This window comes from Allochromatium vinosum DSM 180, from assembly GCF_000025485.1.
GTDB lineage: Bacteria > Pseudomonadota > Gammaproteobacteria > Chromatiales > Chromatiaceae > Thermochromatium > Thermochromatium vinosum.
Genome location: NC_013851.1, coordinates 2,445,141 through 2,460,776 on the forward strand (window position 1 = coordinate 2,445,141; position 15,636 = coordinate 2,460,776).

General features: G+C 57.6%; 17 protein-coding genes. 9 read left to right on the plus strand and 8 right to left on the minus strand.

The window, feature by feature from the left end; translation table 11 throughout:
• Window positions 1–44: 44 nt before the first annotated feature.
• Entirely contained in the window at window positions 45–995 is a 951-nt protein-coding gene (locus ALVIN_RS10645; protein ID WP_012971329.1) for an adenylate/guanylate cyclase domain-containing protein, read from the minus strand.
• Between the two features lie 100 nt (window positions 996–1,095).
• On the opposite strand from ALVIN_RS10645, the gene ALVIN_RS10650 reads away from it, so the two are divergent.
• The 3 genes from ALVIN_RS10650 to ALVIN_RS10660 all read left to right on the plus strand — a co-directional run bounded on the left by ALVIN_RS10650 (window position 1,096) and on the right by ALVIN_RS10660 (window position 2,926).
• Window positions 1,096–1,512, plus strand: a complete 417-nt coding sequence (locus ALVIN_RS10650; protein WP_012971330.1) for a hypothetical protein — start codon at window positions 1,096–1,098, stop codon at window positions 1,510–1,512.
• A 93-nt stretch (window positions 1,513–1,605) separates the two neighbouring features.
• Complete coding sequence (locus ALVIN_RS10655) at window positions 1,606–2,106, plus strand: YbaN family protein (RefSeq protein WP_012971331.1); 501 nt, start codon at window positions 1,606–1,608, stop codon at window positions 2,104–2,106.
• Between the two features lie 7 nt (window positions 2,107–2,113).
• Window positions 2,114–2,926: a sirohydrochlorin chelatase gene (locus ALVIN_RS10660; protein ID WP_012971332.1), complete on the plus strand. Its 813-nt coding sequence runs from the start codon at window positions 2,114–2,116 to the stop codon at window positions 2,924–2,926.
• A gap of 11 nt (window positions 2,927–2,937) precedes the next feature.
• On the opposite strand, the gene ALVIN_RS17135 is transcribed toward ALVIN_RS10660, so the two are convergent.
• The 5 genes from ALVIN_RS17135 to ALVIN_RS18305 form a co-directional block, all read right to left on the minus strand.
• On the minus strand, window positions 2,938–3,879 hold the full coding sequence (locus ALVIN_RS17135) for a glycosyltransferase family protein (RefSeq protein WP_223295206.1): 942 nt from the start codon (window positions 3,877–3,879) through the stop codon (window positions 2,938–2,940).
• Between the two features lie 176 nt (window positions 3,880–4,055).
• On the minus strand, window positions 4,056–5,153 hold the full coding sequence (wecB, locus tag ALVIN_RS10665; protein WP_012971334.1) for a non-hydrolyzing UDP-N-acetylglucosamine 2-epimerase: 1,098 nt from the start codon (window positions 5,151–5,153) through the stop codon (window positions 4,056–4,058).
• Entirely contained in the window at window positions 5,150–6,208 is a 1,059-nt protein-coding gene (locus ALVIN_RS17140; RefSeq protein ID WP_012971335.1) for a glycosyltransferase family 4 protein, read from the minus strand. The genes wecB and ALVIN_RS17140 overlap by 4 nt, the downstream gene beginning before the upstream one ends.
• Window positions 6,209–6,397: 189 nt before the next feature.
• Window positions 6,398–8,704: a methyltransferase domain-containing protein gene (locus tag ALVIN_RS17145; RefSeq protein WP_012971336.1), complete on the minus strand. Its 2,307-nt coding sequence runs from the start codon at window positions 8,702–8,704 to the stop codon at window positions 6,398–6,400.
• Between the two features lie 287 nt (window positions 8,705–8,991).
• Window positions 8,992–9,201, minus strand: coding sequence for a nucleotidyl cyclase domain-containing protein (locus ALVIN_RS18305; RefSeq protein ID WP_043795621.1), 210 nt, complete (start codon window positions 9,199–9,201; stop codon window positions 8,992–8,994).
• 286 nt (window positions 9,202–9,487) lie between these two features.
• Between ALVIN_RS18305 and ALVIN_RS10685 the strand changes: the two genes are divergently transcribed.
• From ALVIN_RS10685 to ALVIN_RS10705, 6 genes are all read left to right on the plus strand, one after another.
• A complete protein-coding gene (locus ALVIN_RS10685) occupies window positions 9,488–10,762 on the plus strand; it encodes a glutamate-5-semialdehyde dehydrogenase (RefSeq protein ID WP_012971337.1) in 1,275 nt (424 codons plus the stop codon).
• Window positions 10,763–10,908: 146 nt separating this feature from the next.
• Window positions 10,909–12,366 carry an NAD(P)/FAD-dependent oxidoreductase gene (locus tag ALVIN_RS10690; RefSeq protein WP_012971338.1) on the plus strand — a complete coding sequence of 486 codons (1,458 nt, stop codon included), beginning with the start codon at window positions 10,909–10,911 and terminating at the stop codon, window positions 12,364–12,366.
• Between the two features lie 78 nt (window positions 12,367–12,444).
• On the plus strand, window positions 12,445–12,612 hold the full coding sequence (locus ALVIN_RS17820) for a hypothetical protein (protein WP_190275542.1): 168 nt from the start codon (window positions 12,445–12,447) through the stop codon (window positions 12,610–12,612).
• A gap of 73 nt (window positions 12,613–12,685) precedes the next feature.
• Window positions 12,686–13,360 carry a nicotinate-nucleotide adenylyltransferase gene (nadD, locus tag ALVIN_RS10695; protein ID WP_012971340.1) on the plus strand — a complete coding sequence of 225 codons (675 nt, stop codon included), beginning with the start codon at window positions 12,686–12,688 and terminating at the stop codon, window positions 13,358–13,360.
• A gap of 42 nt (window positions 13,361–13,402) precedes the next feature.
• Window positions 13,403–13,765 (plus strand): ribosome silencing factor, encoded by a 363-nt coding sequence (gene rsfS, locus ALVIN_RS10700; RefSeq protein WP_012971341.1) that lies wholly within the window; start codon window positions 13,403–13,405, stop codon window positions 13,763–13,765.
• Window positions 13,766–13,777: 12 nt separating this feature from the next.
• Window positions 13,778–14,296: a dihydrofolate reductase gene (locus tag ALVIN_RS10705; RefSeq protein ID WP_012971342.1), complete on the plus strand. Its 519-nt coding sequence runs from the start codon at window positions 13,778–13,780 to the stop codon at window positions 14,294–14,296.
• A 5-nt stretch (window positions 14,297–14,301) separates the two neighbouring features.
• On the opposite strand, the gene ALVIN_RS10710 is transcribed toward ALVIN_RS10705, so the two are convergent.
• Both ALVIN_RS10710 and apaG read right to left on the minus strand, forming a co-directional pair.
• Window positions 14,302–15,138 carry a symmetrical bis(5'-nucleosyl)-tetraphosphatase gene (locus ALVIN_RS10710; RefSeq protein WP_012971343.1) on the minus strand — a complete coding sequence of 279 codons (837 nt, stop codon included), beginning with the start codon at window positions 15,136–15,138 and terminating at the stop codon, window positions 14,302–14,304.
• A 49-nt stretch (window positions 15,139–15,187) separates the two neighbouring features.
• The gene (gene apaG, locus ALVIN_RS10715; RefSeq protein ID WP_012971344.1) at window positions 15,188–15,559 is read right to left on the minus strand and encodes a Co2+/Mg2+ efflux protein ApaG; all 372 of its coding nucleotides are present in this window, start codon (window positions 15,557–15,559) and stop codon (window positions 15,188–15,190) included.
• Window positions 15,560–15,636: the final 77 nt, after the last annotated feature.

Sequence of the window (15,636 nt, forward strand, 5' to 3'; positions counted from 1 at the left end):
GTATAGGCGACAAGCGGGCTCGGTCTCAATCGACCCGATCGCGCTCAGCTCCCCCACAGGATATGGTCGACATACTGTTTGATCCTGCGATGGCCGGGCGTGTCGATGGTCGTGAACTGGAGATTGGTCCGGAACTGATCCCGGTTCGACTGCGAGCGCAGGACACGCGCATAGACCTCGACCTGGGCATCCAGACCGAACTCGGGAGCGAGCGACATCAGAACCTCGGAATACGGCGGCAGCGCCACCGGCAGATCCACGCACAGCCCGAAGTATCCCATGTCGTGGATCTGCCCGACGAAGCGCTCGGGCAGGATGCGCTTGTCCTCGACGCGCTGGAAGACGGCCGGGAAATCGACCAGGATGCGCGGCGTCTTGCGAATCTCGATGGTCGGCACGCGCAGCAGTCGCGGCTCCTTGACGGCCTTGAGCTCGTAGAGCATCACGGGTTTGGAACGGCCCTTGACCTGGACCTCGTTGACGCTGCCGACCTGGATGGCGTTGCCGGCGGCGCGAAAGGCCGCCTCACTCAGCAGGATCTGACCACGCAGGGCATAGCCCTCGATGCGCGAGGCCAGATTGACGGGGTTGCCGATGACCGTGTATTCGTTGTAGACGTCCGATCCGAAGCATCCGGCCATGACGTCGCCCGTGCTCAGGGCGATGCCGGCATAGAGACGCGGCTCGCCGCGTGCCTCACTCTGACGGTTCAGGTCGATCATGCCCAGCTGCATCTCGACGGCACAGTTCAGCGCGCGGACCAGATCGTCGGGACGGCGCGTCGGCACGCCGAAGACGGCCATGACCGCATCCCCCATGAACTTGTCGACCAGACCGCCATGGCGATCGACGATCCTGGCCATGAGCCCGAAGAAACGATCGAGCAGGTCGACCATCAGCGTCGGCGGCACCGAATCCATCAAGGCGGAGAAGCCGCGCAGGTCGGCGATGAGGATGGTGGCCTGGGTACCGACGACTGGATGGGATTTGCGCATGGTCGAAATCCATAATTGACGATTTTCATGGGTTTTGCGGGGCGCTCGGTTCATGCTTGGCGCTCGATCCCTCGACCGCCGCCCAAGAGAATAGCCACCCATGGACCGTTTTACACGTACCTATAGTTTGCTGCTCGGTGCCGTACTGATCGCCGCCCTCTTCTTCTGGGCCAAATCGACCTGGAAACCCGAGGTCTGGAACCTGGACGAGGTCTTGACCTCGGATGCCCAGCTCGCCGGCTACCCCTATCAATTCCGTCTGCGCGCGTTCCATGACGGCGTGGCCGTGATCTCGACACCGCGCTCACCCGAGTTCCCCGCCTACAGCTTCCTCCAGGTCATCCATCCCAAGCTCGCCGGCAAGGCCCAGGACGACCCGGAAATGATCGCGGCCCAGCAGGATCTCATCGATCACCAGAAACGCGCCATGGGGCTGATGCTGGCCCAGCCGGGCGTGAAGAGCGTCGACTGGGAACTCGATGTCCAGTGGCTGGCCGATCATGGCATTCATCGCTGAGGCGTCGTTGCGCGCGGGAGACCGCCTGCGGGACAGGGGAATTCTTGACCGAAACGGACTATAATCGCGCCCCCGAACAGCGGAGGGCCGACCATGGGAACCAGCAATCACGACCAGACGGCGAGCACCGCGCCGGGCGCAGACCGCCGTCATCATCTCTACAATGTCCTGGCCTGGATCTGCTTCGGACTCGGATTCGTCGGCATGGTGGTTCCCCTGATGCCGACGACGGTGTTCTGGATCTGTGCCACCTGGCTGTGGCTGCGTAGCCGGCCGCACCGCGTCCGCTTCCTGGTCGAGCATCCGCGCTTCGGCGAATCCATTCGCCGCTTCCTAGATCACGGCGAGATCTGCCGCACCGGCAAGACCGCCGCCGCCGTCGGCATGGCCGGCAGTCTGGTGATCTGGATCGCGCTCGCCGCCCCGAGCTGGCCGATCATCCTGCTGGTCGGCGGTATCCTGGCCCTGGTCGCACTCTGGATCCTCACCCGCCCCGAAGGGCCGCGCCGCACATCCACACCACCCCCGATGGCCGTCACCCTGGACGCCAGCGCCTGGGCGCGCGCCAAGCCGCCCGCCAATCCACCTGGATGAGCCGATCATGCGCTCGGTCCTGCTGGTCGACAATGGTTCGAGCCGTCCGGATTCGACGCTGAATCTGCGCCGACTCGCCGCCCGACTCGCCGAGCAGATCGGTGAGCCGGTCCGTCCGGTCTCGCTGTTGCACGCCGATCGCGTGGCAGCCGAACGGCTCGATGGCCAGCCGGCCGAGATCCTGGCGCCCACGCTGCGGCACCTGGTGAGCGAGGGCCGGCGCGACCTGCGGCTCCTGCCGCTCTTCTTCGGTCCAAGCCGTGCGCTGACTCAGTTCGTTCCTGAGCTGGCCGCCCAGATCACGGCTGAATTCGGTCCCTTCCGGCTCGAAGTCGCCCCCGAACTCTGTCCGCTACCCGTGGGCGAGCCGCGCCTGATCGAGATCCTGGCCGACAATCTCCGTGTTGCCGCGACACGCGCAGCCATCGCTCCGAAACGGGTGGTGCTGGTGGATCATGGATCGCCGATCCCGGAGGTGACTGCGGTGCGCCGCTGGCTGGCGCTTGGGCTCGCCAGGCGCCTCGGCCCGGATGTCCGGCTGGAGGAAGCGGTGATGGAGCGCCGTCCCGGACCCGAGTACGATTTCAATGGTCCGCTGCTCGAAGATCTGCTGAGCCGCCTGGCCGAGGCGGATCGCGAGACGCCGATCCTGCTCTCGATGCTCTTTCTGTCCGCCGGCCGGCATGCGGGACCGGATGGCGACATCGCCCAGATCTGTGCCCGTATCGAAGCGCGCTTCCCGCCTCTGCACATCGAGGTTTCGCCGCTCGTCGGCAGTCATCCCGGTCTGATCGAGATCCTCGCCAGTCGTCTTCAATGAGCGCAATCAGATCAGGTGCGAACTTCGGCTGGCAACGGACCAGCTGCATCAAAACGGGCTTCCCACGAGTTTTGCGACGCAAATAATCGATTATCGATCGAATCACGATTGAACCGCAGGGCTGCCTCAGCGAGCGAGGGCATATCGGCCAAGGATCGGCTGACAAAAACACCTGGAACATCCGAACGGAAATGCATCTCGCCAAAATCCGTTGAGATCACAGGCAAGGCCAGTGCACGGTACTCGTAATATTTTATGGGATCGACAGACGCCGTTAGTGCATTGCTCTTGAAAGGGATCAGGCCTACATCGAATTGCAACATAGACTTCAAGGCCAGCCCGTGATCACAGGCTGGCAACATGGCAACGTTTCCAGGTAACGCCGTCTTCGGCGGTTCAAAAACAGGACCGATCAGTCGAATCTCATCGCTTGGCCTGGACTCAGCCAAAGTGCGTATCCAGTCCCAGTCGAACCATGATCCTATCGTTCCAACATAGCCAAAAATACGCTTCGTGGATTTTGTCGAGACTTGCTCCATCGCAGGCATGACCGACAAATCCAGTCCGTTATGGACTAAGCGCACATCGTTATGAAATCCTTCCCAACGTATTTTTAGTTTAGAACTCGACGCCCAGATGATATCGACTCTTCGAGCAATCATTTGCTCTCTTCGAGCCAAAGCAATACGAGACAAACCCGCATAAAAAGCTGGAAAGTCATCCATCGCATCGTATAGAGATGGGCAACGAAAAAAACGCTCCAGAAGCTCCAGCGCCAGAACTGAAGGCTTGCCGATGACTAGCAAGGTACTGGAATCATTTGCACATTCATCGAGCGCACTTAAATTAGGCCGCCAAAATTGCCTGTTGATCAAAGCCGAACCAGGCAAAGGCTCAATAGGAAATCCACCCGGCTTCAACACCTTGAGCCAGGATGGTGCATCCTGGACCAAGCCAGTCGTCGTAGTTGATGGTGGACGCCTGAAATCACTCCACCGTGGAAACCGCGTTGGATAAGGATCAATCCAGAAAATATTTTTGCGGGTACGGCTATGAGCCCAGTGAACAAACTTGTGAGGCCGCTGAGCAAAACTCTCCCAGGGCACTGGCGACAGGTATACAAGGCGCATCAGACGAAATATTCACGTAAAGTCTTTACAATGCGCTCTGCGGCCTGCCCGTCTCCGTAAGGAGAAACCCCGCGCGCCATTGCTCGATAGGCGGTTTCATCATCGAGCAATCGCTGCACCTCTTCTACAATTTTTTTGTAATGTGGGCCAATTAACTTAACCACGCCCTGATCGACAGCTTCTGGCCGTTCCGTTTCATCGCGCAGTACCAATACTGGTTTCCCAAGCGCGGGGGCTTCTTCCTGAACGCCGCCAGAATCAGTGATAATGATGTAAGCTTGCTTCATTGCTGCGATAAATGGCGCATAATCAAGCGGCGCACAAAGAATGAAATTAGGCAACTCCGACAAGAATTCATAAGCAACATCCTTGACGTTGGGATTTGGGTGAACCGGATATAGAAACTGCACCGTCGGATTGTTCTCTGAAAGCGTGCGCAATGCGCGGCAAATATTGCAGAATGGTTCGCCAAAATTCTCTCTACGATGGGACGTTATCAGCACCAGACGTTTGTCAGGATCGACATCGACCCCAATGTTCAATTTTTTTGCAGCTGTCATCAGCAAGGCATCAATGACTGTATTGCCTGTAACAACGATTTCCCTATCTGGCACGCCTTCCTTAAGAAGGTTCTGTCGCGCCTTTTCTGTAGGGGCAAAATGCCAGCGCGCCAGTTTGCCCGCAATGACCCGATTGGCTTCCTCGGGGAACGGATTCTGCATGTCCCAGGTACGAAGTCCTGCCTCGACATGGCCGATAGGTATACGATGATAAAAACAGGCCAGTGCGACCGTCATGACCGTAGTAGTGTCACCTTGAACCAACACGGCATCTGGCTTTTCAGCTTCCAGCACATCATCAAGATCAAGCATCAAACGCGCCGTTAGCGTGGTCAATGCTTGATTCTGGCGCATGATATCGAGATCAATATCAGGCTCGATACCGAAAAAATTATTGACTTGATCCAACATCTGCCGGTGTTGGGCAGTCGCCAAAACTCGAACTTTCGCCCAGGATTGATTTTGAAGCGCCAAAATAACTGGCGCCATTTTTATGGCTTCCGGACGCGTACCAATCACGCAAAGAATTTTTTTCATTTTTTGATCCCCATGCGATCGAGAAGAGATATCCAGTCTTCAATGAACGATTTTGCAGAGAAAGCATTTCTTGCCTGCATAGCTGCATTACGCGCATCCGCATAATGACCGAATAAATACTCAATACGATCTGCCAGCGCCTCCCTATCACCCAAAGGGTAGGTGAAAAGTGCTTTATGGCTACCAACCAGATCCGCGTGCTCATTGATATCTGACAGCGCCACCGGCATAACAGACGAAATTGCTTCAGCCGCAGAGAGCCCAAAAGATTCGCCTCGCGAAGGCGAAACAAAAACCCCCCCCATACTCGCAACAGCATTCATCAAGGCTTCCGCCGATGCAAAAGGGATTGGAGGCAGAACTACCGACACTCCATCTAACTTTCTTTTGGAAATTTCTTTGTAGATATTTATCTCGGGCGACAGAGGACCGCAAAACAATAACATAAATTCGTTTTTTCGCCGTTTCTCCAGAAGCTCAAAAGCATCGAGAAGAGATATTGGATCTTTCAGCTTATCCATTCGAGCAAAGAATAGAATCGGCTTACGCAACCATGCCGGAAGCTCAATGTTTAAATTCGCGCGAGATAATGAAATATCCCAAGGAACAAAATTTCTAAGCACCACCACCGAATCAACCAGCGATGGGAATTCGCTTTTAACCAACTTACCGAACGATATCGACGGAGTGACTATAAATTTACAATTTCCTGGCAAATCAGAAAGATATTTTCTGTTTTCTTTATAAGGAGTATGGCATTCAATGATATATGGAGCAGCTTTTTTGCTGCAAAAATCTATGACTTGAGGGCAATCAACAAGCGAAATCAAATCATAATCTCGAGCGAGAGAGTCAACCAAAGATGCACTGCCGCTGAGTTGATACTCTTTGAGAGCAGATGAAAAAGCGCTCAATCCGCCTGCATCTTGCATGAAATAGAAATCGACCGTTGTTTCTGGCAGGTACTGCTTGAACGCCAATGCGCGGTTTATAAAAACTCGCTCGCACCCGCCAAAAGTTGCCCATGGATAAACAAAGCAGACCTTGGTTCGCATAATAATTAAGCGCGCTCTTTATTGAGTTGGATTTTGATTGAATTCAATCCCCAGCAACACCCGAATCTCCCCAGGCTTTATCCTGGCTTGCGCGTGATTTCGCGGAGTGCATTGAGAAAACAGCCAAGCAGTCGAGGTCAATTACTGACCCACGACCACCAGATCAAGGGAGCTTAGTGTTTTTGCGCTTCAAAAAGATTGATAAAGAGACCATATTCCTTGCCGGCTCGTCACTTTCGCCATCAACGTATCGAAACGAGCTTGCCATGTCGTTTGCGCAAGAAACGACTCCAAGTCACTCGGCGAACGACTCTCATTGAGCGCAAGATCAAGTGAATGGGCAATAGTTTCTTTTTCAGAGAAATATGTCATAGGAAATCTATCAAGATGGCGAATGCCCGTCACTATCACCGGCAGGCCAAAGTATAGATACTCATAAATCTTTATTGGATCCACTGCTTCGGACAATTCCCCCTCAACAAATGGAATCATACCAGCAGACCAGGAAGAAACCTTTTTGTGCAGATCGCTCGGCAGCATTTTTCCCAACAAAGATACGTTGGGCGCGGCAGCCGCTTTTTTCCTTACCCAATCGGGTTCTCCATATCCGACAACCTCAAAAACAATATCTGCGCGCTCTTTCGCCAGAAAGAAGAGTGTAGGCCAGTCAAACCAAGCGTCAGTCAAATGACCGAAATAGCCAACTATCTTTTTTTCATTGTTTTGAGATCCAGCTATATTCCTTGCTTCAACACCCAAAGTTTCGGCGCTATAACCATTGCCAATTACGGTAATATCAGAACGAATATCTGAAAATTTTTCTCGCAATGGCGGGGATACGGCACAAACAAAATCGGCTTGAAGCACAAGCGATCTTTCCGTCGACTCTTCAAACCAAGGTGCCTGACCAACTCGATGAAAAGCCTCCCACTCGTCCATAATATCATAAATAATAACAAACCCTCTTTTTCGCAGAAAATCAACAAGCCTTACGAGCTTTTGCTCTGGCATAGTGATCAAAAAGTGCGCAGATTCAAAATTCGCAGACAATTCATTGGAATTCGCCACGAATTCAAACAGCGGAACTTGAATTATATTATGAAAAACCTCGCCGCACCCCTTTGATAGCAATTCATTTGGCGACCATTGCCAGGCAACAAAAAGAACGAGGTAACCATTTTTTGAGTAATATTTTGCAGCATTAATGGGCCGCTGATTGACCAACTCCTCAAATTCGAATGCGCACGGGATGATCACGATTTTTTTGCTTTCGTTTGCAGCATCGACCCATGCAGCCCTATCAGTTTGTGCAGCGGCGTTTATTATGCTTTTTTGACTGGAACTCAATTCCCTGCGAAGTCTTCTTGACACATAAGAATAGCGATGCCGATTCAATTTATTCCGAATTCTTTCAGGCAGGCGCCAATAAATAGATTTCAAAAATGCGTATCGCTGCTCTGAAGAAAATACCGAGCCGTAGAATTTTTTCATGAACCGAAGTGGCCGAGTGAGACGCCAAGAAGTAGAAGACAAAAATTCTTTCACCTCCGAATCACATTCAATGACAGATCGATTGAGACTGTCTATCTCGGCCTCTCGTTCGGCGACAGCCTGATTGAGGTGAGCTATCTGAGTCTCTCGCTCGGCAGCAGTCTGATTGAGGCGAGCCACCTCGGCCTCTCGCTCAGCGACAGCCTGATTGAGGTGAGCTATCTGAGCCTCTCGCTCGGCAGCAGTCTGATTGAGGCGAGCCACCTCGGTTTCTCGCTCAGCGATGGATTGCCTAAAATCATTCAATAAAAATTTTTTGTCTTCTCGCTCAATTTCGCAATCATTTAAAGTCAGTTTGAGTGAAGCTGCCCATGCCGGATCTATATAAACAAGAAAAATTTGATGACCAACCCATTGAGTATTCGGAAGTTTAGAGCACTCAATCACTCTAGACCAAACAAGACAAAACCCATTTTCCAAGTGAATGGGTATATTGTTTGGCAAAAACGTGTAAAAATGCTCATCAATACGATCTATTTCTCGATAAGGCAGCACCAGTACAATGGCTTTGTTGGCCCGGGCACTGAGATTTCTCAAGATCTCGCATGGGTTAAAAAAATGCTCGAGAGTATTCGACGAATAAACTACGTCATAAATTTCGTTTTTTTCATTCCGGTCCAGCCAGTTGGAATTAAAAAATTTGAGCAGTGGATAGCGTATTTTTGCTTTTTGTATGGCAGTCATGGAAAAATCAACACCACACAATAGCGATGGGTTTATATAGCTTGCCCAAACATCCAACCCATCGCCTTGAGCACACCCCCAATCGACGAAAGTCAGTGACTCACGACGCATGGCATCAATCAGCCATGAAGGCAGGTTGGAAATAGCGGTTTGAGCAAAAAATCTAGACTGACGAGGACCATTAAAATCTTCCCAATTCTCCACGAAGCGTTTATCCCAATATTCTTTAGAGTTAATCCCGATCTCGATACCATCTTTCATTTTTAAATTTCTCTGCGGAATATTCGATGACTGATTGCGCAAAATAAAAAAGCGAGCAAATGCAGATCTTGCAACAGCGGAATAAGGTCGACAACATGGTCGATCACTTGAATCCAAGCAGACCTCTTCATGGCATCAGCTCAATCACCTTCGACTTAGAGTCGGCATCCATATTACCAGCGAGCATTGACTCCAGCTCGATCACCGGCAACGGCTCAGCATAGAGAAACAGGCCGAATCAGGCTGATAATGCAGCACGAATCCATGGCGCTCCAGAGCCAAGCGTATCAGGATCTCAGCATCCGAGCGCCATTGTGCGGATGGAGCGCCATGCCCATGGAGAAGAAGGTGATAAGCGGCATGTCGCCCTCCACGTCGAAGAGGCGCAAGGTTCGACAGCAGCCATCGCAGACCAAAATTACCTGCGCAACAAGCGACGCAGGATCGCGCCGGGTCAACACCATCATGAACTCATCGCCCGAGAGCCGGCAGACCATGTCCGATTCGCGTCACTGTATCTTGAGCCACTGGATCGCGGACGCCATGACCATGGGTGTCGTTGACGTACTCGAACTGATCCATGTCGAATAGAGTGCGGCCAATCCGCCGCCGTAGCGAGCAACCGGCGTCTCGACGAGACCGTCGTGGCGACTGATAGGCTATTTTAATACAGGCGCCGGGTTCTTGGCTCCGTGCGTCTGTGTCAAGTCCGTGGGAATCATGGCATCATGCCCCCGACTTCATCCCATGGTTTCAATGCGCAATCGAGACGGGTTCCGATCCATGACCGATCCAGAGATTCAGGACATCCAGGCTTACATGACCGACCTCGGCCAGCGCGCGCGCGCAGCCTCGCGCCGGCTGGCACGTGCGAGTACGGCCGCCAAGAATTCCGCGCTGCTGGCGATCGCCGAGCGGCTCGACGCCGAGCGCGCGGCGATCGCTGCGGCCAACCGGCGCGATCTGGAGGCCGGTGCGGCCAAGGGGCTGGACGCGGCCCTGCTCGACCGGCTCGAACTGACGCCGGGGCGCATCGATGCGATGATCGAGGGCGTGCGTCAGGTCGCGGCCCTGCCCGATCCGGTCGGTGCCATCACGGACCTCGACTATCGCCCGAGCGGCATCCAGGTCGGGCGCATGCGCGTGCCGCTCGGCGTGGTCGGCATCATCTACGAATCGCGGCCCAATGTCACCGCCGACGCCGCCGCGCTCTGCCTCAAGTCGGGCAATGCCACGGTGCTGCGCGGCGGATCGGAAGCCTTCGCGTCCAACCAGGCGATCGCGCGCTGCATTCAGGCCGGTCTGGCGAGCGCCGGACTGCCCGAGGACGGCGTCCAGGTCGTGGCCACCACCGACCGCGCGGCCGTAGGCGCCATGATCGCCATGCCCGAGTCGATCGACGTCATCATCCCGCGCGGCGGCAAGGGGCTGATCGAGCGCATCAGCCGCGAGGCACGGGTGCCGGTCATCAAGCACCTCGACGGCATCTGTCATGTCTACATCGATGAGCACGCCGATCTCGACAAAGCGTTCGCCATTGCGATGAACGCCAAGACCCAGCGCTACGGCACCTGCAATACGATGGAGACGCTGCTGGTCGACGCGCCCGTGGCGGAGGCCATCCTGCCCCGGCTCGCGGCGGCCTATCGCGAAAAGGGCGTGGAGCTGCGCGGCTGTCCGCGTACGCGCGAACTCATCGTCGACGCCGTCCCGGCGACCGACGAGGATTGGGACACCGAGTATCTGGCGCCCGTCCTGTCGATCCGTGTGGTCGATGGGCTGGACGCGGCCATGGACCACATCACCCGCCACGGCTCGGCCCACACCGACGCCATCGTCACCGAGGATTATTCGCGCGCGCGTCGCTTCTTGCGCGAGGTCGATTCGAGTTCGGTCATGGTCAATGCCTCGACGCGCTTTGCCGACGGCTTCGAATACGGCCTGGGCGCTGAGATCGGCATCAGTACCGACAAGTTCCATGCACGCGGGCCGGTCGGTCTGGAAGGGCTGACCTCGGTGAAGTTCGTGGTGCTGGGTGACGGCGAGGTGCGCGGCTGAGCCGTTTCGAAGCTCGACAAGGCCCGATCGGGCGGTTAAGAATGCGACTTTCAGCGACGCTCGCCGGGAACTCGATGTGGTCGAGCCTACTCGAACGCCGGTCAATGACCTGAACCGACAATAACAGCCTTAGGAGGAACCTTGCCATGGCACGCATCCTGATACTCGGAGCCGGTATCTCCGGCCATACGACCGCCCGTTATCTGGGCAAGTGGGTGGGCAAGCAGCATCAGATCACCGTGGTCTCGCCCAATTCCAAATGGAACTGGATTCCATCCAACATCTGGGTGGGCGTAGGTGAAATGACCGAGCGCCAAGTCACCTTCGAGCTGGCACCCGTCTACAAGAAGATCAACGTCGGTTTCCGGCAGGCACGCGCCGTCTCGATCCATCCCGATGGCGGCGCCGGACACGAGAGCCCCTTCGTCACCATCGAGTACACGGACCCGACTCGGGCCGGTCAGAGCGACGAGATCGAATACGACTATCTGGTCAATGCCACCGGCCCCAAGCTCAACTTCGACGCCACGCCGGGTCTGGGGCCGGAGACGGGCTACACCATGTCGGTCTGCACCCCGTCCCATGCGCTGGAGGCCAACGAGCAGCTCCAGAAGTGCGTCCAGGAGATGAAGGCCGGCGCGCGCAAGACCTTCGTCATCGGCACCGGGCATGGCATGTGCACCTGCCAGGGCGCGGCCTTCGAGTACATCTACAACGTCGATCACGTCCTGCGTGGGGCCGGCGTGCGCCATCTGGCGCGCGTGGTCTGGATCAGCAACGAGTACGAACTCGGCGACTTCGGCATGGGAGGCGTGCACATCACCCGAGGCGGCTATCTGACCAACGGCAAGGTCTTCGCCGAGTCGCTGATGGTCGAGCGCGGCCTGGAGTGGATCACCCGCGCGGCTGTCACCAAGGTCGAGCCGGGCAAGATCCATTACGAGCAGCTCGACGGCAGTGTCCACGAGCTGGAGTTCGATTTCTCCATGCTCATCCCGCCCTTCTCGGGCGTGGGACTCAAAGCCTATGACAAATCCGGGAGCGACATCACCGAGCAACTCTTCGCGCCCAACGGCTTCATGAAGGTCGACGCCGACTACAATCCCAAGCCCTTCGAGGAATGGAGCAAGGCCGACTGGCCGAAGACCTATCAGACCCCGAAGTACAAGAACATCTTCGCCATCGGCATCGCCTTCGCCCCGCCGCATCCGATCAGCAAGGTGATGAAGAGTCCGAGCGGTCTGCAGATCAGCCCGACACCGCCGCGCACCGGCATGCCCTCGGCGACCATTGGGAAGGCTGTGGCCGAGAACATCCGCGATCTGCTCAATGGCGCGACCACGTTGTCGCACACCGCCTCGATGGGCGAGATGGGCGCGGCTTGCGTGGCCTCGACCGGCATGGATCTCTTCAAGGGCACGGCGGCGACCATGACCGTATTCCCGGTGGTGCCGGACTACGAGACCTATCCCGAGTACGGACGCGACATGGATCTGACCTTCGGTGAGATCGGCCTGGCCGGACACTGGATGAAATACCTTCTGCATCATGTCTTCATCTACCAGGCCAAGCTGCGCCCGGGCTGGTCGGTGCTGCCCGACTGAGTCTCTCTCCCAGTGCGCCGGGGCCTGAAGTCGGTACGATCCCGGACTCCGGCGCGTGCATCCCGAATCGAGCGAGGAATGACGACGATGCCCGCCAAGAACAAAGAACCCTATCAGCAGGCCTATTACCCGCCGGTCCCGACCGGTTTCACGCGCTATATGCGCCAATCCATTCCATGGCAGTTCATTCGTTTCTGGATCATCAACTTCAAGATCTTCAAGCTATTGGTGAAGTCGCACAACTGATGGCGGATCGACGGAGCACCGAGCGCCCCGGTTCGACTGGGGCGTCGATGCCGTCAGCGATCCGGGTGCGCGCATGATCGGTCTGCTCGGCGGCACCTTCGACCCCATCCATTTCGGCCATCTGCGCGCGGCCCTGGACTGTCTCCAGGGACTCGCGCTCGATCAGGTTCGCTTCATCCCGCTGCGGATCGCCGTCCATCGTCCGCAGCCGCTGGCGAGCACGGCGCAGCGGCTGGCGATGCTGGAGGCCGCACTCGCCGACGCGCCGGAGTTTGTGCTCGATCGACGCGAGCTGCATCGGGACGGTCCTTCCTATACACTGCACACCCTGCGCTCGCTCCGTGACGAGTTCGGTCCCGAACGCCCGCTCTGTCTGCTGATCGGCGCCGATGCCTATGCGGGTTTTCTCCAGTGGTATCGCCCGTTGGAGATCCTGGAGCTGGCGCATCTGGTGGTCATGCGTCGGCCCGGGCACGATCCGGTCGCCAGTCCCGCCCTGCGACAACTCTATCTGGAACGGGTCTGCGAGGAGCCGCGCTGTCTGGCGGCCCGAGCGGGCGGCCGCATCCTGTTCCAGACCCTGACCCAGCTCGACATCTCATCGACACGCATCCGCGAACTCATCGCCCAGGGACGCCGTCCGCGTTATCTGCTCCCTGACGCCGTGCTCGACTACATCGAGCGTGAACGACTCTATGTGCCGACCGATCCGGCACGCTCGCCCCAACCGCCTCATCCGAACGTCTAGGCCGTAACCAAGACATCCCACTTCCCGAATACAGAGGGTTCCATGCAGCTCGATCAACTCAAACAACTGGTTCTCGACACACTCGACGATATGAAGGCCCGCGACATCCAGGTGCTGGACGTGCGCGGCAAGACCGCCGTGACCGATTTCATGATCATCGCCTCCGGCACCTCGGACCGCCATGTCAAGGCCATCGCCGAGACCGTGGCCTTTCGCGCCAAGGACGCCGGCGAGACCCCGCTCGGCACTGAGGGTCTGACCGAGGGCGAATGGGCGCTGGTCGATCTCAATGGGGTCGTGCTCCATGTCATGCTCCCGAAGGTGCGTGACTTCTACGGCCTCGAACGCCTGTGGTCGGCGCCGGCACCTGTCGCCGCGCCGCGTCTGGCGGTCGTTTCGGCCTGAGAGCGAGGCGTCATGCCATCGTCTGACTCAGCATCGCTCGAACGACGCCCGGTCATTGCGCTGGTGGCGGCGATGGACGAAGCGCGCGTGATCGGCCGCGACAACGCGCTACCCTGGCGCCTGCCGGCGGATCTGGCACACTTCAAGGCGCTGACGCTCGACAAGCCCATCCTCATGGGGCGCAAGACCTGGGAATCGCTGCCGGGTCTGTTGCCGCGCCGCCGGCATCTGGTGATCTCGCGTGATCCTGACTATCGCGCTGAGGGGTGTGAGGTCTTCGGTTCGCTGGAGACGGCGATCGCCGCCGTCGACGAGCCCGAGCTGATGATTGTCGGTGGCGCCTCGATCTATGCGCAGTCGCTGCCTCTGGCCGACCGACTCCATTTGACGATCGTACAGACGCGGGTCACGGGCGATGCCTGGTTTCCGGCCTGGAATCCGGTCGAGTGGAACGCAGTCGCGCGCGTCGAACGTCCGGCCGACGAGCGCAACGCCTTCGCCATGACCTTCGTGGATCTGGAGCGCCGCTGAGTCTGTCAGTCCCGTCCAGGTTGCAGATATCCGGCGCAATCGATCTGGATCGGCTCCAGCGGCTCGCAGTCGAGCCTGAGCGCCGTGAGTGCGCCGCCCCAGAGACAGCCGCTGTCGATCGCCCAGACGTTCTCGCCGCTCCAGTAGCCCAGCGCCGACCAGTGGCCGAAGACGATGCGATCGGCGCGCGTGCGTCGACCCGGAACCTGAAACCAGGGCCATAGCCCCGGCGACTGACTGCCGATCTCGCCCTTTTCCTTGAGCGCCAGAGTGCCATCGCGTGCGCAGAAGCGCAGCCGGGTCAGGGCATTGGTAATGAAGCGCAGCCGCTCGAGGCCGCTGAGATCGGGCGACCAGCGTGCCGGCTCGTTGCCATACATGGCATGCAGGAACTCGGGATAGTCATCGGAGCGCAACACGGCCTCCAGCTCGCGCGCGCGGGCCAGCGCCTCGGCCAGATCCCATTGCGGCGGCAGCCCGGCATGGACGAGCGTCAATCCGAGATCCGGATCGTGATGCAGCAGAGGCCGACGACGCAGCCAGTCGAGCAGCTCGTCGCGATCCGGCGCGCGCAGGATCGCACCCAGGGTGCTCTTCTTGGAATGCTTGGCGTTGCCGGCGGCCACGGCCAGCAGATGCAGGTCGTGATTGCCCAACACCACGATGGCCGAGTCGCCGAGCGCGCGCACCCGGCGCAGCACAGCCAGCGACTCGGGACCGCGATTGACCAGATCGCCGGCGAACCAGAGCCGGTCGGCGGCCGGATCGAAGTCGAGACGGTCGAGCAAACGCTCGAGTTCGGCGTGACACCCCTGGATGTCACCGATGGCATAGGCGGTCATCTGGAACGGAAATGGGTCGTCATCTGAAGTTCAGGCGTGGCCGTGCTGTTCAATGCAGCCGCGTCGAGGTCAGTGAAAAGGCCGGAATGCGCGCTCCGAAATGTGTGCCATCGTCGCCGACCATTCCATAGTGGCCGTGCATACTGCCGAGCGGTGTCGGGAGCACGGCACCACTGGTGTACCTGAAGGCTTCTCCCGGCTGCAGATGCGGCTGCTCGCCGACCACGCCCTGACCGCGCACCTCCTGAATCTGGCCATTGGCGTCGGTGATGATCCAGTGGCGGTCGAGCAAGCGCGCCGGCCTGGTGCCACGGTTCTCGATTGTGACGGTGTATGCAAAAACGTAACGCTCCTCTTCCGGCGAGGATTGATCCGGTTGATACTGACTCTGGGCCGAGATCGCGATGAGATAGTCGCTCAATTTCGTCTCCTGGATGACGTGCGCTGGATTGGCGCATGATATACCTGTCCGCCGTGTTGCGGAGTCTGCCCCGACCG